3 protein-coding genes are annotated in these 19,852 nt (G+C 58.9%); all 3 read right to left on the bottom strand.

What is annotated here, in order from left to right; translation table 11 throughout:
• Positions 1-7 precede the first annotated feature (7 nt).
• A complete protein-coding gene (locus ACXIZX_RS15290) occupies positions 8-16,105 on the bottom strand; it encodes an Ig-like domain-containing protein (RefSeq protein WP_479404469.1) in 16,098 nt (5,365 codons plus the stop codon).
• A gap of 308 nt (positions 16,106-16,413) precedes the next feature.
• On the bottom strand, positions 16,414-17,103 hold the full coding sequence (locus ACXIZX_RS15295; RefSeq protein ID WP_179452195.1) for an EAL domain-containing protein: 690 nt from the start codon (positions 17,101-17,103) through the stop codon (positions 16,414-16,416).
• A 715-nt stretch (positions 17,104-17,818) separates the two neighbouring features.
• Positions 17,819-19,798: a biosynthetic arginine decarboxylase gene (gene speA, locus ACXIZX_RS15300; RefSeq protein WP_008107264.1), complete on the bottom strand. Its 1,980-nt coding sequence runs from the start codon at positions 19,796-19,798 to the stop codon at positions 17,819-17,821.
• Positions 19,799-19,852 lie beyond the last annotated feature (54 nt).

Here is a 19,852-nt window from a genome sequence, read left to right on the forward strand (position 1 = left end):
ATAGCCATTAAGCCGTGTGGTTTTGGTGCGGTTGTTGCAGCAGTTCCTCCAGTGAAACGTTCACGCCTTCCAGCGTAATCAGTTGAGTACTGCTGTAACCCGTACCGCTACCATCACGGTCGATCGAGAGCACCGTATTGCCATCTGAAGTATGATCCACTTTCACGAAATCATTAATATTACTTGTGGAATCATTCCAGCCGATAAGCAAGTTACTGACGTCAATTTTGTCGCCTTGCGCAACATTGAAGTCGGTCCAGGTATCGTGACCGTTACCGCCGGTGGCATCCGCGCTCGCCAGCAAGTGATAAACCAGTGTATCTGCGCCGGCACCGCTGGTGATGGTGTCGTCGTAGGCACCGCCGGTCAGCGTGTCAGCCCCCGTGGTTCCTGTGATGGTTGGATGCAGCTCGATGGTGAACGACTGCGTGGTGATGGTGCCATCGCTTGCTGCCAGGGTGTAACTGAACACCTCTTTATGGGTGATGGATTGTCCATCCACGCCCGCATTCAGTGAGTAGGTGTAGCTACCGTTGGCCGCAATACTCAGCACACCAAAGTCCCCGGCAACCGACGTATTACCCACGCTGTGAACCGTGGTGATATCACCGTGTTCATTAGTGATACTCAAGGTTCCGGTATGCGTACCGGTTGATGAGCCATAGATGCTGCCGCTGGCGTCGTGGTCGCTGGTGTTTTCTGCCACCAGGCTGTTAGTCGCCAGCAGCGTGCTGGTTGACGCACCGTTATGCAGGTTCACCGTCAGGCTGGCCGAGGTCACCGCGCCGCTGGCATCACGCACCGAATAGGTGAAGACGTCGGTGGCTGGCACCAGATCGGCATCCAGTCCCGCCTTCAGCGTATAGGTGTAGTTACCGTGCGAATCGATGGTCAACGTACCGTAGCTGCTGGTGATCACCGTGTTACCGCTGGCCGCAATCGCATGTCCTGTCACCACGGTGACCGCCGTCCCGTTCGGTACCGTACCGGCGACTGAACTGGTGTCGTTGGTCAACAGGTTGCCGGTGACGGTAGCCGCCACGGTCAACGCCAGCGTCGTGATATCCGACGTGGTGGTAACCGTAGTTGATGGCAACACGCCAACGCCGGTGCTGGTGCCTAACAGCACGGCATAGTTACCGGTGCCGAGGTTGCTGTAGGTCACGTTGCCACCGGTTTGCGTACCAATGGTCAGGATGGTGGTGATGTAGTTGGCGTTGCTGGATTTCAGCAACCAGGTGCCGTTCGCCTGCTGTTGATACAGATACAGCGTGTAGTTAGACGTCAGGGCAACCAGACTGGTGGCCGAGGCATGCAACGTCACGGTACGGGTATCGCCGGTTCCCACGTTGAACATGTAGGCGTTGGTGTTGTTCAGAACCCCCACTCCCACCGTGCTAAGCAGGTTAACACTCAGCAACGCGGTACTGGTCGAACTGGTATTGGCGTTGGTGATGGTGCCAGTTTGCGTGGTGTAATCCACTTCGTTGACATCATTGGCTGCCACGATACGAATCGCACCGGTCAGTGACGAGCTGGTCGATACGTTGCCCGCGCGGTCGGTCTGAATCACCGACAGCGAAGCACCGGTGGTCTGCGCCGTGCTCAGGCTAACCGACCATGTACCGCCGCTACCTACCGTCGCCGTACCCAGCGCGTTACCGCCCGCATCACGTACCGTTACCGTTGCCCCCACTTCACCGCTACCGGTGACCGTGGTACCGGCATCGTTGATCGCCAGGCCGCTGACAGCAGCAGGAGGCACGGTATCGACGTTCACCGTCACCGCCGTGTTACCGGTGCTGACGTTACCCGCCGTATCGGTGACCGTTACGCTCAACGGATGCGCGCCGTTCGCCAGTGCAATTGGGGTGTAAGTCCAGCTGCCACCCGCACCTACCGTTACCGAGCCGAGCGCGATGGTGCCATCGTAGATGGTGACAATCGCACCCACTTCCGCCGTGCCGTTCAGTACCGGCGTGGTATCTCGGGTGTACGCGCCATTAGTCAGCGTCACCGGCGTGCTGCCAGCGTCGTCGGTAATGGTGAGCGTACTGGCCGCTGGCGCGACGGTGTCGATGGTCAGCGTGGTCGACGCATTCGGGCTCACGTTGCCCGCCGCATCGGTCGCCGTCACGTTCAGCGTGTGCGCGCCGTTGCTCAGCGTAGTCGAGACGAAGCTCCAGGTGCCGCCGCTGCCCACCGTAGTGGTGCCGAGCAATGTGGTGCCGTCGTACACGCTGATCCTTGCGCCAACTTCACCATTACCACTCAACAACGGTGTGTTGTCGTTGGTGATGCCATTGTTCGGGATGGTCACCGCCGTGCTGCCGTTGTTATTGGCGGCCACAAGGTTGGTCACAGCCGCTGGCGGCGTGGTATCGATAATTACCGAGGCCGACGTCGTGCCGCTGACGTTACCGGCGGTATCTGTCACCGTCACGCTCAGTGGATGCGTGCCGGTGGTCAATACGCCAGTAGTGAAGGTCCACGCGCCCGAGCCATTGGCAATCGCCGTTCCCAGCAGTGTGCTGCCATCGTAGATGGAGACACGGCTGCCCGCTTCCGCTACGCCGCTCAGGGTTGGCGTGGTGTCATTGGTGGAACCGCCGCTCGGCACCGTAGTGTTGGTGACGTCGTTAGTGATCACCAGCGTTGACGCCGTTGGTGCCACGGTATCTACGGTAATGGAAACCGTCGCCGACGCGCTGCTGGTGTTACCCGCTGCATCAGTCACCGTCACGCTCAGTGGATGCGTGCCGTTGCTCAGCGTGGCGGTAGTGAAGCTCCATGCACCCGAACCATTGGCGGTGGTGGAACCAATCGCAGTAGTACCGTCGTAGATGGTGACAATCGCGTTCGCTTCCGCCGTACCGCTCAGGGTTGGCGTGGCGTCATCGGTAACTGCACCGTTCGTCAGCGTCCCCTGAATCGTACCGACATCATCGGTGATCACCAGATTGGTCACCGGATTCGGTGCCACGGTATCAATCGTCAAGGTGGTTGAGGCGTTAGGGCTTACGTTGCCCGCCGCATCCGTTGCCGTGACGTTCAACGTGTGTGCACCGTTACTCAGCGCCGTTGAAACAAAGCTCCATGTGCCGTTGCTGCCCACCGTGGTGGTGCCCAGCAGCGTGGTGCCATCGTAGACGCTGATGCGTGCGCCAATCTCACCCGAACCGGTCAACAGCGGCGTATTGTCGTTGGTCACGCCGTTGTTCGGAATGGTCACCGCCGTACTGCCGTTGTTATTCGCGGCAACAAGGTTGGTGACAGCCGCTGGCGGCGTGGTATCGATAATCACCGAAGCGGAGGTGCTGCCGCTGACGTTACCGGCCGCGTCCGTTACCGTGACGCTCAATGGATGCGTGCCGGTGGAAAGCACGCCGGTGGTGAAGGTCCATGCGCCTGTGCCACTGGCAATCGCCGTACCCAGCAAGGTGCTGCCATCGTAGATGGAGACACGGCTGCCGGCTTCGGCCACACCGCTCAGGGTTGGCGTGTTGTCATTAGTGGAACCACCACTCGGCACCGTAGTGCTGGTGATGTCGTTGGTGATCACCAGCGTTGACGCCGTTGGTGCCACTGTATCCACGGTGATGGAAACCGTCGCCGATGCGCTGCTGGTATTACCGGCCGCATCTTTGACCGTCACGCTCAGCGGATGCACGCCGTTGCTCAGCGTCGCGGTGGTGAAGGTCCACGCGCCGCCCGTTCCGGCCACCACTGAACCCAACACGGTGGTGCCATCGTAGATGGTGACAATCGCATTGGCTTCCGCCGTACCGCTCAGAGTTGGCGTGGCATCATCGGTCACCGCACCGTTGGCCAGCGGCCCCTGACTTGCCCCCACATCATCGTTGATCGCCAGGTTAGTGACGGGCGCCGGTGCCACGGTATCCACCGTCAGAGTCAGCGTTGCGTTCGGGCTAACGTTGCCCGCTGCATCTCTCGCCGTGACGTTGAAGGTGTGCGCACCATCCGCCAGCGTTGGCGTGGTGAAGCTCCATGCACCGTTACTGCCGGCGGTGACAGAACCGATAATCGAGGTGCCATCACGGATAATCACCAGGCTGCCCGCTTCTGCCGTACCGCTCAGCGCTGGGGTGTTGTCATTGGTGCTGCCGTTGTTGGCAATAGCTACCGGCGTACTGCCGTTGTTGTTGGCCGCAGCCAGACCGGTTACGGCCACCGGCGCGACGGTATCAATAATCACCGTGGCCGAGGTGCTGCCGCTGACGTTACCGGCGGCATCTGTGACCGTGACGCTCAGTGGATGCGAGCCTTGCGCCAGCACTGCAGTGGTGAAGGTCCATGCGCCGGTGCCACTGGCAATCGCCGTACCGAGCAGCGTGCTGCCATCGTAGATCGACACGCGACTACCGGCTTCCGCCGTGCCGCTCAGCGTTGGCGTGCTGTCGTTGGTTGAACCGCCATTCGGCACCGTGGTGCTGGTGACGTCGTTGGTGATCAACAAGGTTGAATTGGCTGGTGCCACCGTATCGACATTGACCGTAAAGTTGGTCGCCGCGCTGGTGTTACCTGCCGCATCGCGCACCGTCACGCTCAACGGATGCGATCCGTCGCTCAGCGCGGCGGTGGTGAAGCTCCATGCACCGCCCGTTCCGGCCACCACAGAACCCAACACCGTGGTGCCTTCCGAAATAATCACGATATTGCCGGCGGTTGCGGTACCGGTCAGCGTTGGCGTGTTGTCATCGGTAGAGGCACCGCTGGTGAGCGTTCCTTGTGTCGCGCCCACGTTGTCAGAAACCACCAGATTGGTGACTGGCGTTGGCGCGGCCGTGGTCACGGTGAAGCTGATTGACGCATTCGGACTGACGTTACCGGCAAGGTCGGTAGCCGTCACGTTCAGGGTATGCAGACCATCAGCCAGCGTTGGCGAGGTGAAGCTCCATGCGCCATTGCTGCCAGCGGTGACAGAACCGATCACGGTGGTGCCATCGCGGATAACCACTACGCTGCCCGCTTCCGCCGTGCCGCTCAGCGCTGGCGTGTTGTCGTTGGTGTTACCACCTGCAGCAATCGCAACTGGCGAACTGCCGTTGTTGTTGGCTGCCGCCAATCCGCTGACGGCCGTTGGTGCGACGGTATCCACGATCACCGTGGCAGTGCTGGATGCCACGCTGGTGTTACCCGCTGCATCGGTCACGCGGACGGTCAGTGGATGGCTGCCTTCGCCCAGCACCGGTGAAATAAAGCTCCATGCGCCGCCTGTTCCGGCAGCAACCGAACCGAGCAAGGTCGTACCATCATAAACGCTGACGATACTGCCCACTTCCGCCGTACCGCTCAGGGTTGGCGTGTTGTCGTTGGTCGAACCGCCATTTGGCACAACCGTGCTGGTGACGTCGTTGGTGACCACCAGCGTCGAGGCATTTGGCGCCACGGTATCGACAGTAAGGTTCACCGCCGCAGAACGTGGTCCAATATTCCCCGCCGCATCCGTCACGGTGACGCTCAGTGCATGTCCGCCCTGGCTCAGGGTTGGCGACGTGAAGCTCCATACGCCGAGGCCATTGGCGGTGGTCGAGCCGATGACGGTATTGCCATCATAAACAGTGACAATGCCGTTGGCTTCGGTGGTACCGGTAAGCTGCGGTGTGCTGTCGTTAGTCGAGCCATTGTTGGCAATCGGCACTGGCGAGCCACCATTGTTATTGGCAGCAGCCAGGTCGGTGACTGCGACAGGGGCAACGGTATCAACAGTGAAGTTCACCGTTGGCGATGTTGCACCTGCATTGCCCAGCGAATCGACCGTGGTGATAAAGACGCCGTGCGCTCCATCAGTCAGCGTTGGCGTGAAGGTCCACTGTCCGGATGCGCCGACGGTGACGCTGCCCAACACCGCTGCGCCATCGTGGATGGTGATCACATCCCCCACATTTGCCGCACCGGTTAATACCGGCGTACCGTCCTTGATATTAGCGCCGTCATTCACGGTAACCAGTGAACTGCCGCTATCGTCGGTGATCACCAGCGTACTGGCCGTTGGTGGCATATCCGCCGCGATATTCAGCGTAAACGCCGGGCTGCTCACCGCGCTGACGTTGCCTGCGGCATCGGTCACCGTGAAGGTAAAGCTATGCGAACCGTTAGAGAGCGCACTGCCCGGTGTGAAGTTCCATGTGCCGCCAGTGGCGATAACCGTGCCCAACAGCGTGGTGCCATCGTATACCGATACTCGGCTGCCCGCTTCAGCGGAACCGCCCAGAGTTGGCGTGCTGTCATCGGTGGTTGCGCCTGACGTCAACGGACCGGTGCTGCCACCGACATTGTCCGTTGCCGTGAGGTTGCTGACCGTTGCCGGAGCGGCGGTATCGATGTTGATAGTAATCGGCGTGGCTTCTGGTCCGGTGGTACCGGCGGCGTTGGTGACCGACACGGTGTAGCTGTGTTGACCATCTGCGCGCACGCTGGTTTCGAAACGCCACACGCCGTTATCACCTACCGTGGTGGTGCCGAGTAAGGTGGTTCCTTCGTAGATGTTGATGGTGGTGCCCGCAACGCCGGTACCGCGCAACACTGGTGTGTTGTCGTTGGAGTAACCGTTGTTCGCCACCTGCGAGGCCGTGGTATTGGCGTTGTTGTAGACGCCAAAGGTCAGCACCGCCGCTGGGGTTGAGGTATCCACCGTCAGGGATACCAAGGCATTGGAGCTAATGTTGCCCGCCGCATCGGTCACAGTGACGTTTAGCGTATGAGTTGCATCAGTCAGCGTGCTGGTGGTGATGCTCCATGCGCCGTTGCTGCCTGCCACGGCTGAACCCACTAAGGTGGTGCCGTCGTAAACCCGCACGATGGCATTGGCTTCCGCCGTGCCGCTGATGGCTGGCGTGTTGTCATTGGTGATACCACCATCCGCAATGGTTACCGGTGAGCCACCATTGTTGTTTTGCAGCAGCAGGTCGTCAGCAGGCTGCGGTGCGGTGGCATCCACCACCACGGTAAAGCTGGAGGATGGCGCACTGACGTTGCCGACCTCATCGGTCACGGTGGCGGTCAGCGTATGCGAACCGTCGGTCAGGGCTGGAGAACTAAAGCTCCAGGTGCCGCCTGCCGTGGCCGTGGTGGTACCGATCACCGTGTTGCCATCGTAGATAGTGACCAGACTGCCCGCTTCCGCATTCCCGCTCAGCAACGGCGTGTTGTCGCTGGTGGTTGCGCCATTCGGTATCAGCACAGGCGAGCCGCCGTTGTCATTGTTAACCACCAGCGTGGTTGGCGCTGGTGCAACACTGTCGACGGTGAAACCGATCGCCGGTGACGCCGTACTCACGTTTCCTGCGGCATCCACCACGGTGGTGGTCAGACTGTGCAGCCCTTCTCCCAACGTTGGCGAAGTGAAGCTCCACTGGCCGTTGCTGCCCACCGAAGCACTACCGATGATGTTGGTGCCATCACGGATAATCACCGTGCTGCCCGCTTCGGCGGTACCGGTGAGGAATGGCGTGTTGTCGTTGGTGAAACCACCGTTGGTAATCGCAACCGGCGACGTGCCTTCATCATTGCTGGCAACCACGTTCAACGCCGCAGCCGGTGGTGTGGCATCGATCACCACTCCGATGGTGCTCGGCGCACTGACGTTGCCCGCCGCATCGCTGGCAGTGACGCTGAAGGTATGAGTGCCATCCGCCAGCGCAGTCGCCGGCGTGAAGGTCCAGGTTCCGCCCGCACCGACGGTAGTCGATCCCAGCACGCCGTTCTGATCGGACACAGTGATGATGCTGCCCACCTGTCCAGAACCGCTCAGCACTGGCGTGCTGTCGTTGGTGAGACCGCCGTTTGGAATGTTAACTGGCGTGCCGATATCGTTGGTCAGCGTCAGCCCAGTTGCTGCTGGCGGTGCCACGGTATCAACGGTGACGGTGATGGTGCTGCTGGCCGGCCCGGTGTTACCCGCCGCGTCACGTACGGTCACGCTCAGGCTGTGGGTGCCATCGGTCAGGCTGGGTGAGAAGCTCCAGGCACCCAGCGCATTGGCAACAGCGCTGCCGAGCACGGTGGTGCCGTCAGACACAATCACGATGCTGTTCGCTTCCGCCGTACCACTCAGCACTGGCGTGTTGTCGTTGGTGGTACCGTTGTTGGCAATCGGTACCGGTGAACCGCCATTGTCATTGTTGAGCGCCAGCCCAGTTGCCGCGCCAGGCGCAACGGTATCCACCGTAAAGGCGATGGCCGTGGACGCCGGGCCGACGTTACCCGCCGGATCGGTGACGGTCGCCGTCAGGCTGTGACCGCCTTCGCCCAGCGTTGGCGTGGTGAAGCTCCATTGGCCGTTACTGCCGACAATCACGGAGCCCAGCACAGTGGTGCCATCCAGCACCGTCACCGTGCTGCCCGCTTCGGCAGTACCGGCAATCGCTGGTGTGGCATCGTTGGTGGTGCTGCCTGCGGCGATGGTGACCGGTGTGCCGCCGTTGTTGTTGTTAAGGGTAATCGCCGTTGGAGCCACCGGCGGCGTGGTATCGATGCTGAAGTTCAGCGCCGCAGATGGCGCACTGACGTTGCCCGCAGGATCGGTCACGGTGGTGGTCAGGCTGTGTGCGCCCTCGCCCAACGCCGTGGCAGGTGTAAAGCTCCAGGTGCCGCCGCTGCCGACCACCACCGAACCGAGCACCAGGCTGCCATCAGAGATGATGACCGTGCTGCCCACTTCGGCGTTGCCGCTTAACACTGGCGTGGTGTCGTTAGTTGCGCCACCTGCAGCAATCGGAACCGCCGTTTGGCCGGAATCATTGCTCAACTGCAGACCGGTCGCCGCTGATGGTGCCTGCGTATCCACAGTAAAGGTGATAGCGGTAGACGGTGAACTGCTGTTGCCCGCTGCGTCGGTCACGGTCGCCGTCAGGCTGTGACTGCCCTGACTCAGCGCTGGTGTAGTGAAGCTCCATGCGCCGCCGCTACCTGCAATCGCCGTGCCCAATACGGTGGTGCCATCACGTACGGTGACGATGCTGCCCGCTTCGGCACTGCCACTCAACACCGGCGTGGTGTCGTTGGTGGCGCCGCCCGTAGCAATCGGCGTTGGTGTACTGCCCTGATCGTTATTGAGGACCACCGCCGTTGCCACTGGCGGTGGCGTGGTGTCGATAGTCACAGCGAACGCCGTTGATGCCGGCCCCACGTTACCCGCCGTATCGGTGACGGTCGCGGTCAGGCTGTGCGTACCCGGATCAAGAGGCGTGGTTGGCGTGAAGCTCCATTTGCCATCGGTGCCGACGGTGGTGCTGCCCAGCACCGTAGTGCCATCACGCACGGTGACCACACCGCCCGCTTCGGCGCTGCCGCTTAATACCGGCGTAGTGTCGTTGGTGCTACCGCCAGCGGCAATTGGCACTGGCGTGCTGCCGTTATCATTGCTGAGTTGCAGCGCAGTGGCGGCGGCTGGCGGTGTGGTATCCACGTTGAAAGTGATAGGTGTTGACGCACCGCTGCTGTTGCCCGCCGGATCGGTGACGGTAGTGGTCAGGCTATGCGCGCCATCGCCCAGCGCGGTGGCTGGCGTAAAGCTCCAGCTGCCGTCGGTGCCCGCCGTCGCAGTGCCCAGCACCGTGGTGCCGTCGCGCACCGTAACGGTGCTGCCCGCTTCCGCCGTGCCACGCAGTATTGGCGTGCTGTCGTTGGTGATGCCGCCAGTGGCAATGATGGTGCCGCCATCGTTGCTCAACTGCAGACCGGTTGAGGTGGCTGGAGCCTGGGTATCAACGGTGAAGTTGATTGGCGTAGACGGATCGCTGACGTTACCCGCTGCGCTGGTGACGGTGGTGGTCAGGCTATGTGCGCCTTCGCTCAACGCTGGCGTGCTGAAGCTCCAGCTGCCGCCGCTGCCGACCACAACGGTGCCCAGCACGGTGCTGCCATCCAGCACTGTTACCGTGCTGCCCGCCGCCGCGGTACCGCTGATTACCGGCGTGGTGTCGTTGGTTGCGCCGTTATTAACAATAGGCACTGGTGTGCTGCCGTTGTCGTTATTCAGCACCACGCTGCCTGCCACTGGCGGCTGCGTGGTGTCGATGTTGACGGTGATCGGCGTCGAGGTTGGGCCGACGTTACCGGCCGCATCGGTGACGGTGGTAGTCAGCGTATGCTCGCCCGCCGTTAATGGCGTGGTTGGCGTAACGCTCCACGATCCATCGCTGCCAACGGTCGCGCTACCAATCACGGTGGTGCCATCACGTACCGTGATGATGCTGCCCGCTTCTGCGGTGCCGCTCAGCGCTGGCGTGGTGTCGTTAGTGGTGCCGCCTGCGGCAATCGGTACCGGCGTCGTGCCTTCGTTGTTGCTGAGTTGCAGACCGGTTGCCGCCGCAGGCGGCGTGATATCCACAGTGACCACAATTGGCGTAGATGGCGCACCGGTGTTGCCCGCTGGGCTGGTGACGGTGGCGGTCAGGCTGTGGCTGCCCTCGTTCAGTGCTGGCGTGGTGAAGCTCCATGTTCCGCCGCTGCCAACCGTCACGGTGCCGAGCACGTTGCCGCCATCAGAAACGGTAATGGTGCTGCCCGCTGCTGCGGTGCCGCTCAATACTGGCGTTGCATCGTTGGTTGCCGCGCCAGAGGTAATCGGAACTGGCGTGCCGCTGGTGTCGTTACTCAGCTGCACACCGCCCGGTGCTGGCGGTGCCGTAGTGTCGATGGTGAAGGTCAGTGGCGTGCTCGCCGCGCCGGTATTTCCCGCCGCATCGGTCACGGTGGTGGTCAGGCTGTGCGCACCATCGCCGAGCGTTGGAGAGGTAAAGCTCCAGTTGCCATCGTTGCCGACGGTAACCGAACCCAACGGCGTGCCGCCATCGGAAACCGTCACAATGCTGCCCGGCTCCGCGCGACCACTCAATACTGGCGTCACATCGTTGGTGGTGCCGCCATCCGCCACCGGTACCAGCGTGCCGCTGCCATCATTGCTGAGCTGCAGATCGGTGGCGGCTGCGGGTGGTGTGGTATCAACAATCACAATCACCACTGACGATGAAGGGCCAACGTTACCGGCCGTATCGGTGACGGTGGTGGTGAGATTGTGCTGTCCTTCAGTCAGCGGAGTGCCTGGCGTGAAGCTCCAGTTGCCGTCGGTGCCGGTGGTTGCAGTGCCCAGCACGGTGGTGCCATCGCTCACCGTAACGGTGCTGCCCGGTTCGGCGGTGCCGTTGAGGGTTGGCGTGGTGTCGCTGGTGGTGCTACCTGAGGCCAGCGGGGTTCCGTCGTCATTGGTGAACTGCACATTGCCCGCCGCCGCAGGCGGTTGGGTATCAATAGTCACGGTCACCGGCGTCGAAGCCGGACCGGTATTGCCTGCTGGATCGGTAACGGTCGAAGTCAGGCTATGACCGCCATCGCTCAGCGGTGGCGTGGTGTAACTCCAGGTGCCATCGTTACCCACCGTGGTGGTGCCGAGCACAGTGGTGCCATCCGAGATGGTTACCGTACTGCCCGCTTCACCGCTGCCGGTCAGCGTTGGTGTGTTGGTGTTAGTGCTGCTGCCATCCGGGATCGGCACGCCAGCACCATCTTCCAGCCCCACGCCGGTTGGTGCGCCTGGCACCACGGTATCAATGGTGATGTTGATGGTTGGCGAATCGGTATCGACGCCGGTGGTGGCGTTAGTGGCGACAGCGTGGAAAGCGTAGTTGCCATCGGCCAGCGCCGCTGGCGTGAAGTTCCACTGCCCATCGCTGCCCGCGACGGTGCTACCAATAACGGTGGTGCCGTTATACAGCGTGATGAGATCGCCCGCGCCCGCCAGCCCGCTGAGAATCGGCGTGGTGTCGTGGGTGCTGGAGTTATTTGGCAGTTCAACCAGCGTGCTGCCGCTGTCGTCGGTGACCACCAGCAAGCTGCTGGTCGCCGGAACACCGGCATCGACATTCAGGGTGAATACCGGCGACGACGGGCTCACGTTGCCTGCCGCATCGGTAACGGTGGTGGTCAGGCTGTGTTGGCCGTTGGTCAGCGCGTTATCTGGCGTGAAGCTCCAGCTGCCGTCGCTGCCCGCTGTCGCCGAGCCCAGCAATGTGGTGCCGTCATACACGCGCACCACCGATCCCGCTTCGGCGGTGCCGGTCAGGGTTGGCGTGCTGTCATCGGTGATAGCGCCAGAGGTCAACGGACCGGTGCTGCCACCGACGTTATCGTTGACCACCAGGCCACTGACCGGCGCTGGCGCGATGGTATCTACGCTGAAGGCGATCGGTGTGGTCGCCGGGCTGACATTACCCGCTGCATCAGTGACGGTGGTGGTCAGGCTGTGATTGCCCTCCGCCAGCGTCGGCGTGGTGAAGCTCCAGTTACCGTCGCTGCCAACGGTAACGGTGCCAAGCACGGTGTTGCCATCCAGAATCGTGACTTTGCTGCCCGCTTCCGCCGTGCCACTCAGCACTGGCGTCGCATCATTGCTGGCCCCTCCCGCAGCAATCGGCTGCGTAATGCTGCCCGCGTCGTTGGTGAGTTCCACACCGGATGCCGCATCCGGCGCGATGGTGTCCACGATGATGTTGATGGTTGCAGTATCAGTAACGTTGCCGTTGGCATCGGTGATGGTGCCATGCAGCGCGTGCGGACCATCCGTCAGACCGCTGAGGTAGAAGATCCACTGGCCGTTGCTGCCCGCCGTGGTGCTGCCCAGCACGGTGGTGCCGTCATACAGTGTGATGATGTTACCGGCACCCGCCACACCGCTTAATACCGGGCTGTCGTTGTTGGTGCTGGCGCCATCAGTCAGCTGCGCTACGGTGTTGCCGTTTTCGTCCGTCACTTCCAGCGACGAAGTGGCAGGAGGAATATCTGCGTCAACGGTGATAACAATCGGCGGGCTGGCTGGGCCAACGTTACCGGCCGTGTCGGTTGCCGTGACGGTAAAGGTGTGATCGCCGTTGCTCAGCGCTGGCGTGGTGAAACTCCAGGTGCCATCGGTGCCCACGGTGGTGTTGCCCAGCAGCGTGGTGCCATCGTAAATGCTGATGGTGGCATTCGGCTCGCCGGTGCCGCTCAGGGTTGGTGCACGGTCATCGGTGGTGTCGCCGGAGGTTAATGGTCCTTGTACCGCGCCGACGCTATCTTCGATCACCAAATTGCCCACCACGGCTGGCGGCGAGGTATCCACCGTCACGGTGACCGGTGACGATGCCGGACCGGTATTGCCAGCGGGATCGGTGACGGTGGTGGTCAGGCTGTGATTACCATCAGCCAGCGTTGGCGTGGTGAAACTCCAGTTGCCATCGCTGCCGACGGTTGCAGTGCCGAGCACGGTGGTGCCATCCAAAACCGTCACGGTGCTGCCCGGTTCGGCTGTGCCACTGAAGGTTGGCGTATTGTCATTGGTGGTGCTGCCTGCGGCAATCGGCACCACGGTACCACCATTGTTGTCGCTCAGTTGCAGATCGGCCGCCGCCGCAGGCGCAACGTTATCAATGGTGATAGTGAGCGTGCCGGAATCGGTCACATTGCCGGTGGTATCCGTCGCCGTGGCGTGGAAGGCGTAAGTCCCGTCTGGCAGCGCGCCAGGCGTAAAGCTCCACTGACCATCAGCACCTGCCACGGTGCTGCCCAGCAGCGTGGTGCCGTTGAACAGCTCAATCACCGCGCCCGCTGACGCCAGGCCGCTAAGAATTGGCGTGGTGTCATGCGTGCTCGAGCCGTCTGGCAGGATTTTCAGCGTACTGCCGCTGTCATCGGTGATTTGCAGCGTACTGGTGGTCGGCGCGACGCCCGCATCAACCGTGAAGTTCACCCCGGTTGTCGCTGGACTGACATTGCCCGCCGCATCGGTCAGCGTCACGCTCAGCGTGTGCTGGCCATTGTTCAGCGCTGGTGTTGTGAAACTCCAGGTGCCATCGCTGCCGACAGTAACGCTGCCGAGCAGCGTGCTGCCATCGTAGATTTTAACGATGGCGTTAACTTCGCCGTTGCCGCTCAGCGTTGGTGTATTGTCATCGGTTGTAGAACCCGCAGTGATTGGGCCGGTAGCTCCGCCGACGTTATCGCTGATCACCACATTGCTGGCCCCTGCTGGAGCCTGGGTATCCACGGTGAAGGTGATCGGGCTGGAGGTTGGACCAACGTTCCCTGCTGCATCGGTGACGGTGGCGGTAATGCTGTGGCCGCCCTCCGTCAGCGTTGGTGAAGTGAAGCTCCATGTGCCGTTGCTGCCCACGGTTGCGGTGCCGAGTATGGTATCGCCATCACGCACGGTGACGGTGCTGCCCGGTTCTGCGGTGCCGCTCAGTACTGGCGTGGTGCTATTGGTCGCACCACCGGAAGCGATCGGTTGCAGCGTGCTGCCATCGTTATCACTCAGCGTGACGCCACCGGCCGCAGCAGGTGGCACGGTATCCACGGTGATGGTGATAACCGGCGTTTGCGTCACGTTGCCAGAGGTATCGGTTACCGAGGCGTGGAACGCGTAACTGCCATCTGCCAATGCGGCTGGCGTAAAGGTCCACTGTCCATCGCTGCCCGCGACCACGCTACCCAACACGGTGCTGCCGTTATACAGCGTGATCAGTGCGCCAGCAGTTGCCAGGCCACTCAAGGTTGGTGTGTTGTCGTGCGTGCTGCCGCCATTGCTGAGCTGCACCAGCGTATTACCGGAATCGTCGGTGATTTCGAGCGAGGTGGTTGCTGGGGGAATACCGGCCTGCACGTTGATATCATAAGGTGCTGAAGGCGCACTGACGTTGCCTGCGGCATCGGTTAAGGTCACGCTCAGGCTGTGGCTACCGTTGCTCAAAGCTGTGGTGGTGTAACTCCAGGTTCCATCGCTACCCACAACCGCCGTACCCAGCAAGGTTTGCCCATCGTAGACGCTGACAATCGCGCCCACTTCACCGCTGCCGGTAAGTGTTGGCGTGTTGTCATCGGTAGTGCCGCCATTGGTTACCGTGCCGGAACTGCCGCCCGAATTATCGTTGACCAGCAGGTCAGTTACTGCTGTCGGAGCTTGCGTATCCACCGTGAAGGTGATGGTGGTGGCTGGGCTGGTATTCCCCGCCGCATCGGTTGCGGTGATACTCAGCGTATGGCTGCCCTGACTGAGTTCGGGGCTGGTGAAGCTCCAGGCGCCGTTGCTGCCGACAGTGACACTGCCGAGTACGGTATCGCCATCGCGGATGGTGATAATCGAGCCCGCTTCAGCGGTTCCGCTCAGCACTGGCGTGGTGTCTTTGGTCGCGCCGCCGTTGGTGATTGGCTGCGCAGTGGTACCGCTGTTGTTAATCACGCTCAGGCCGCCAACGGCGGTTGGCGCGACGGTATCCACGGTGAAATCTACCGGATTAGTCGCCGGGCTGGTGTTACCCGCCGCGTCGGTGACGGTGGCGGTCAAGCTGTGCTGACCGTCCGCCAGCGCAGGCGTGGTAAAGCTCCAGCGGCCATCCGCGCCAACGGTCACCGTGCCGAGCAGCGTGGTGCCATCGTAAATGCTGACAATGGCACCCGCTTCAGCGGTGCCGCTCAGGGTTGGCGTGTTGTCATCGGTAATCGCGCCCGCACCAATCGCGCCCTGATACGGCCCAACCGTGTCGTTAATCACCAAATCCGTGATGGCGGTTGGCGGCGTAGTGTCATCGCCACCACCGGGATTGGTTGGGTTGGTCGGATTGGTCGGGTTAGTAGGATTGCCGCCGTTGTTGCCGTCATCGGGGTTACTCGGCGTGGCATTTCCGCCACCGCCACCGCCACCGCCCGAACCGGCAAACATCGCACCTAAACCAGCCAGCGCCGCACCACCAATACCGAAAGCGGCGATGGTGCCGTCATTGGTGGTGTTTTCCGCTAACAGCCCTTCGGTGCTGTCGATTGAGACGTAATGGAAACCTTCAGTACCGGGATCTTCAACCCACCACATCGCGCCGCGATCGTCCTGCAGGACCAAATCGCTATCACCGTTCGGGCTGTAAAAATTATGAATAACAAGGACTTCACCAGATTTTGTGGTGACGACTAAATCATTACCATTGCGTGTGAAAGACTTAATATCAGACTGATTAAGATGCAGCTTCACCAAACTCGGAGCGGTCAAATTAACTTGATTTCCACTCAGCTCAGAAGCAACGGTCCCACCTTTTGGGGTTACTGAGATATTATTCATGTTATCGAGATCCCGCGAAGTTCCATTAAAATGCCCGGCATCCGCAGACACCGGCTTTTACCGTGAATAATCACCATGAATATTCACTTTTTCTCTTGTTCGATCTCACACAGGCTAAGAATGAAATCGCGTTGAGTTTTGTTTAGCCGCCATCCTGATAACTGATTGGATTTATTTCTAAAAATCACCACGGGAAAAAGTTTTATTTTCTCAATTGGCCGGGCACAAATAACGTGAAACGCATGGAGCCCAGGCTTTGACATTTTTCACTTCCCCGAGGGATGAAACCAACCCAGTAATATTCAGGATTATGCTAATAAATCATCGAGATAGACGCTCTGCCACAGATAACCCTGCATGCCATAAATCGGTTTATGAGCTAGCAGGTTGACCTGTTGTTGATTTTCAACACCCTCAACGATGACGCCGTTGCATAATTCGTTGAGATGGTCGAGCAGAATGTCAAAGGTGCGACCGTCGCCAAATTGCCAAAAAAATTCTTTGTCAATCTTGACGATTTCAAATATTCCGCTATCGAACATGGAAAGGTTGGAATAACCCGGACCAAAGTCGTCGAGCCATAAAGGGGCGGGCGTCACTTTCGCGACACCTTTTAAAATCAACAGATCGGCGCTATTAAATCGCGCGGTGAAGAATGCTGATATTTCCAAACGCAATAGCGTCAGTTGAGCCAGTTTTTCTTGTATTTCAGCATCTTTAAAAATGCTGGCTACGATATCTCTATCAACATTGACACTGACAATCTGGTCGAACCCTTTCTGGTATAGCTGAATAAGTTTTTCGATCTGGTGGAGGAATAACTGCCATTTAACGTCAGCAGAAAGCTGACTGAAGAACCCAACATCCCTTTCAGGATTACGCTTATTATTGATGTCTGCGTCATCTGCAAGACGCGTTAACAATTCCCTGGCAATCACCTGGCCGGATAAATCATAAACCGGCTCTAACAAGAACACTGTCTTCGGTTGATTGCTCATTTCACATCCTTACTGCAACTGCCTGATAGCATTAAACTGTCAGGATTTCTCATGTGAGAAGTAAGGTAAACATTGATAAAACTTAATGTCTTAACTGAAGGTTAACGTACAACTTACACTTTGAAAAATAGATTTCAGTAAACACCACTGACAACTTCAATCGTTTAAACCAATCAATAACGTAAGTAAATTTCTTTAAAATTCATAAAAACTTCGGATAAATCTGAGAAAAATTTAACTTAACGCTAACCTTGACAGCTCAAAAAAACACGAACAAATTGAAAAATAACAATAAAAAGCAAATTAGTATTGATTGATTTTTATACTTATCTCAAATTTGAAAATGTTTCATCTGGAATTCACGATTCCAGTAAGCTCCAATAAATAAAGTTATCGTAAGTGACTATTCAACCCTTAATGTTTAAATTTTGATTATGCATTGCAAGGAATACATAACAGATAAGCTGCTTAATCACTGATTAATCATTAGGTAATGTAAGGGCATTGGCGAAAAAGGAGGTTGGTACTGAATGGCTTTATCAGCAAAAAGAAAGAGATAGCGCTGAAGATATAAATGCGCTTTTTTGGCGGCAGGTTAAAAATAAGCGAAGAGTGATCGTCTTCACAAATAGAATTAAAAAGGTGAGGATGCGCGAGAATATAGCAGGAAAAGAGAAAACCGAGCCCATTACGGGCTCGATTGGGGAGCAGTTAATTACTCATCTTCTAAATAGGTGTAACCGTACAGGCCGCTTTCAAATTCTGCGAGGAACTGCGCACGCAGCTCTTCAGGAATATCGGTTTGCTGAGTCACCTGATCGCGGAACAGCGTCATCAGATCGTTCGGATTAAGCTGCACGTACTCGAGCATATCCGCCACGGTATCGCCCTCATCCGACAGCTGTACTTCCACGCTGCCATCCGGGAACGCAAACACATCCACTGCTTCGGTGTCACCGAACAGGTTGTGCATGTTGCCGAGAATTTCCTGATACGCACCGACCATAAAGAAGCCGAGCATCGGCGGATTGTCGATGTCGTACTCCGGCATCGGCATGGTGGTGGCAATGCCATCGCCATCGACGTAGTGATCGATGGTGCCATCGGAGTCACAGGTGATGTCGAGCAACACCGCGCGACGCTTCGGCATTTTATTCAGCCCTTCCAGCGGCAGCACCGGGAACAGCTGATCGATGCCCCACGCATCCGGCATCGACTGGAACAGCGAGAAGTTGACGTAAATCTTATCCGCCATACGCTCCTGCAGCTCATCAATGATCGGGCGATGCGCGCGGTTGCTTGGGTCGAGGTGCTGCTGAATATAGTGGCAGATGCTCAGGTAAAGCTGTTCTGCCCAGGCGCGCTGACCGAGATCGTAGGTGCCTGATGAATAACCGGTATGGATGTCGAACAGATCCATTTGGCTATCGTGCAGCCATTCACGCAGCGAACGACGCACGTCAGGTTCGTGCATCTCTTGCCACGTATCCCACAAACTCTGAATCGGACGCGGTGAATCGGCATCCGGTGCCACCGGCGTGCTGAACTCGTTACGCTCAACACCAATGATGTTGGACACCAATACAGTGTGATGCGCCGTCACTGCACGACCTGATTCGGTGATCACGGTTGGATGTTCCAGGCCGTTCTCTTCACAGGCATCGCCGATTGCCCAAATCACGTTGTTGGCGTATTCGTTCAGGCCGTAGTTGACCGAGCAATCAGACTGCGAGCGCGTTCCTTCATAGTCCACGCCCAAACCGCCGCCCACATCAAAGCATTTGATGTTGACGCCCAGCTTCGCCAGCTCAACGTAGAAACGTGCCGACTCACGTACGCCGGTGGCGATGTCGCGGATGTTGGACATCTGCGAACCGAGATGGAAGTGCAGCAGCTGCAGGCTATCGAGACGACCCGCTTTGCGCATAATGTCGACCAGCTGCAATACCTGCGATGCCGCCAGACCAAACTTCGACTTCTCACCACCGCTCGACTGCCACTTGCCCGAGCCCTGCGACGCCAGACGCGCACGGATACCAAGACGCGGAATCACGTTGAGGCGCTCGGCCTCTTCCAGCACCAGACGTACCTCGGTCATCTTCTCGATCACCAGATAGACTTTGTGACCGAGCTTTTCGCCGATCAGCGCCAGACGAATGTATTCGCGGTCTTTATAGCCGTTACAAACAATCACCGAACGGGTTTTACCGGCGTGGGCCAGCACGGCCATCAGCTCGGCTTTTGAACCGGCCTCTAAGCCCAGCGGTTCGCCAGAGTTGACCAGCGACTCAATCACGCGCTTATGCTGGTTAACCTTGATCGGGTAAACCAGGAAGTAGTCACCTTTATAGCCGTAAGATTCACGCGCGCGTTTGAAGGCGGCGTTAATCGAACGCAGACGATGCTGGAGAATCTGCGGGAAGCAGAACAGCGCCGGCAGACGTTGGCCGTCAGCTTCGCGCTCTTTCACCAGTTTCGCTAAGTCAACGCGCACTTCCGGCTGATCCGGATCGGGACACACGCTGATGTGCCCCAGCTCGTTGACGTCGTAATAATTGTTTCCCCACCAGGCAATATTGTAGGTACGCAGCATTCTGCTCGCTTCCTGATCGTTCATTGCCACCTCCTGCATGGAGCGGAGTACACCTTGTTCGCCAGCTGACGAACCCTTGATATTCTTCATGTCGTCAGACATCGCGAACCTCAATTTTCCGTTGAAATATGAATTTGTTACCGAGTTTTGTCATGG

Source organism: Candidatus Pantoea symbiotica, assembly GCF_056491525.1.

Coding starts and splice junctions, on each gene's coding strand:
- ACXIZX_RS15290 (WP_479404469.1), bottom strand. CDS start 16,105: ATGAATAATATCTCAGTAACCCCAAAAGGTGGGACCGTTGCTTCTGAG.
- ACXIZX_RS15295 (WP_179452195.1), bottom strand. CDS start 17,103: ATGAGCAATCAACCGAAGACAGTGTTCTTGTTAGAGCCGGTTTATGAT.
- speA (WP_008107264.1), bottom strand. CDS start 19,798: ATGTCTGACGACATGAAGAATATCAAGGGTTCGTCAGCTGGCGAACAA.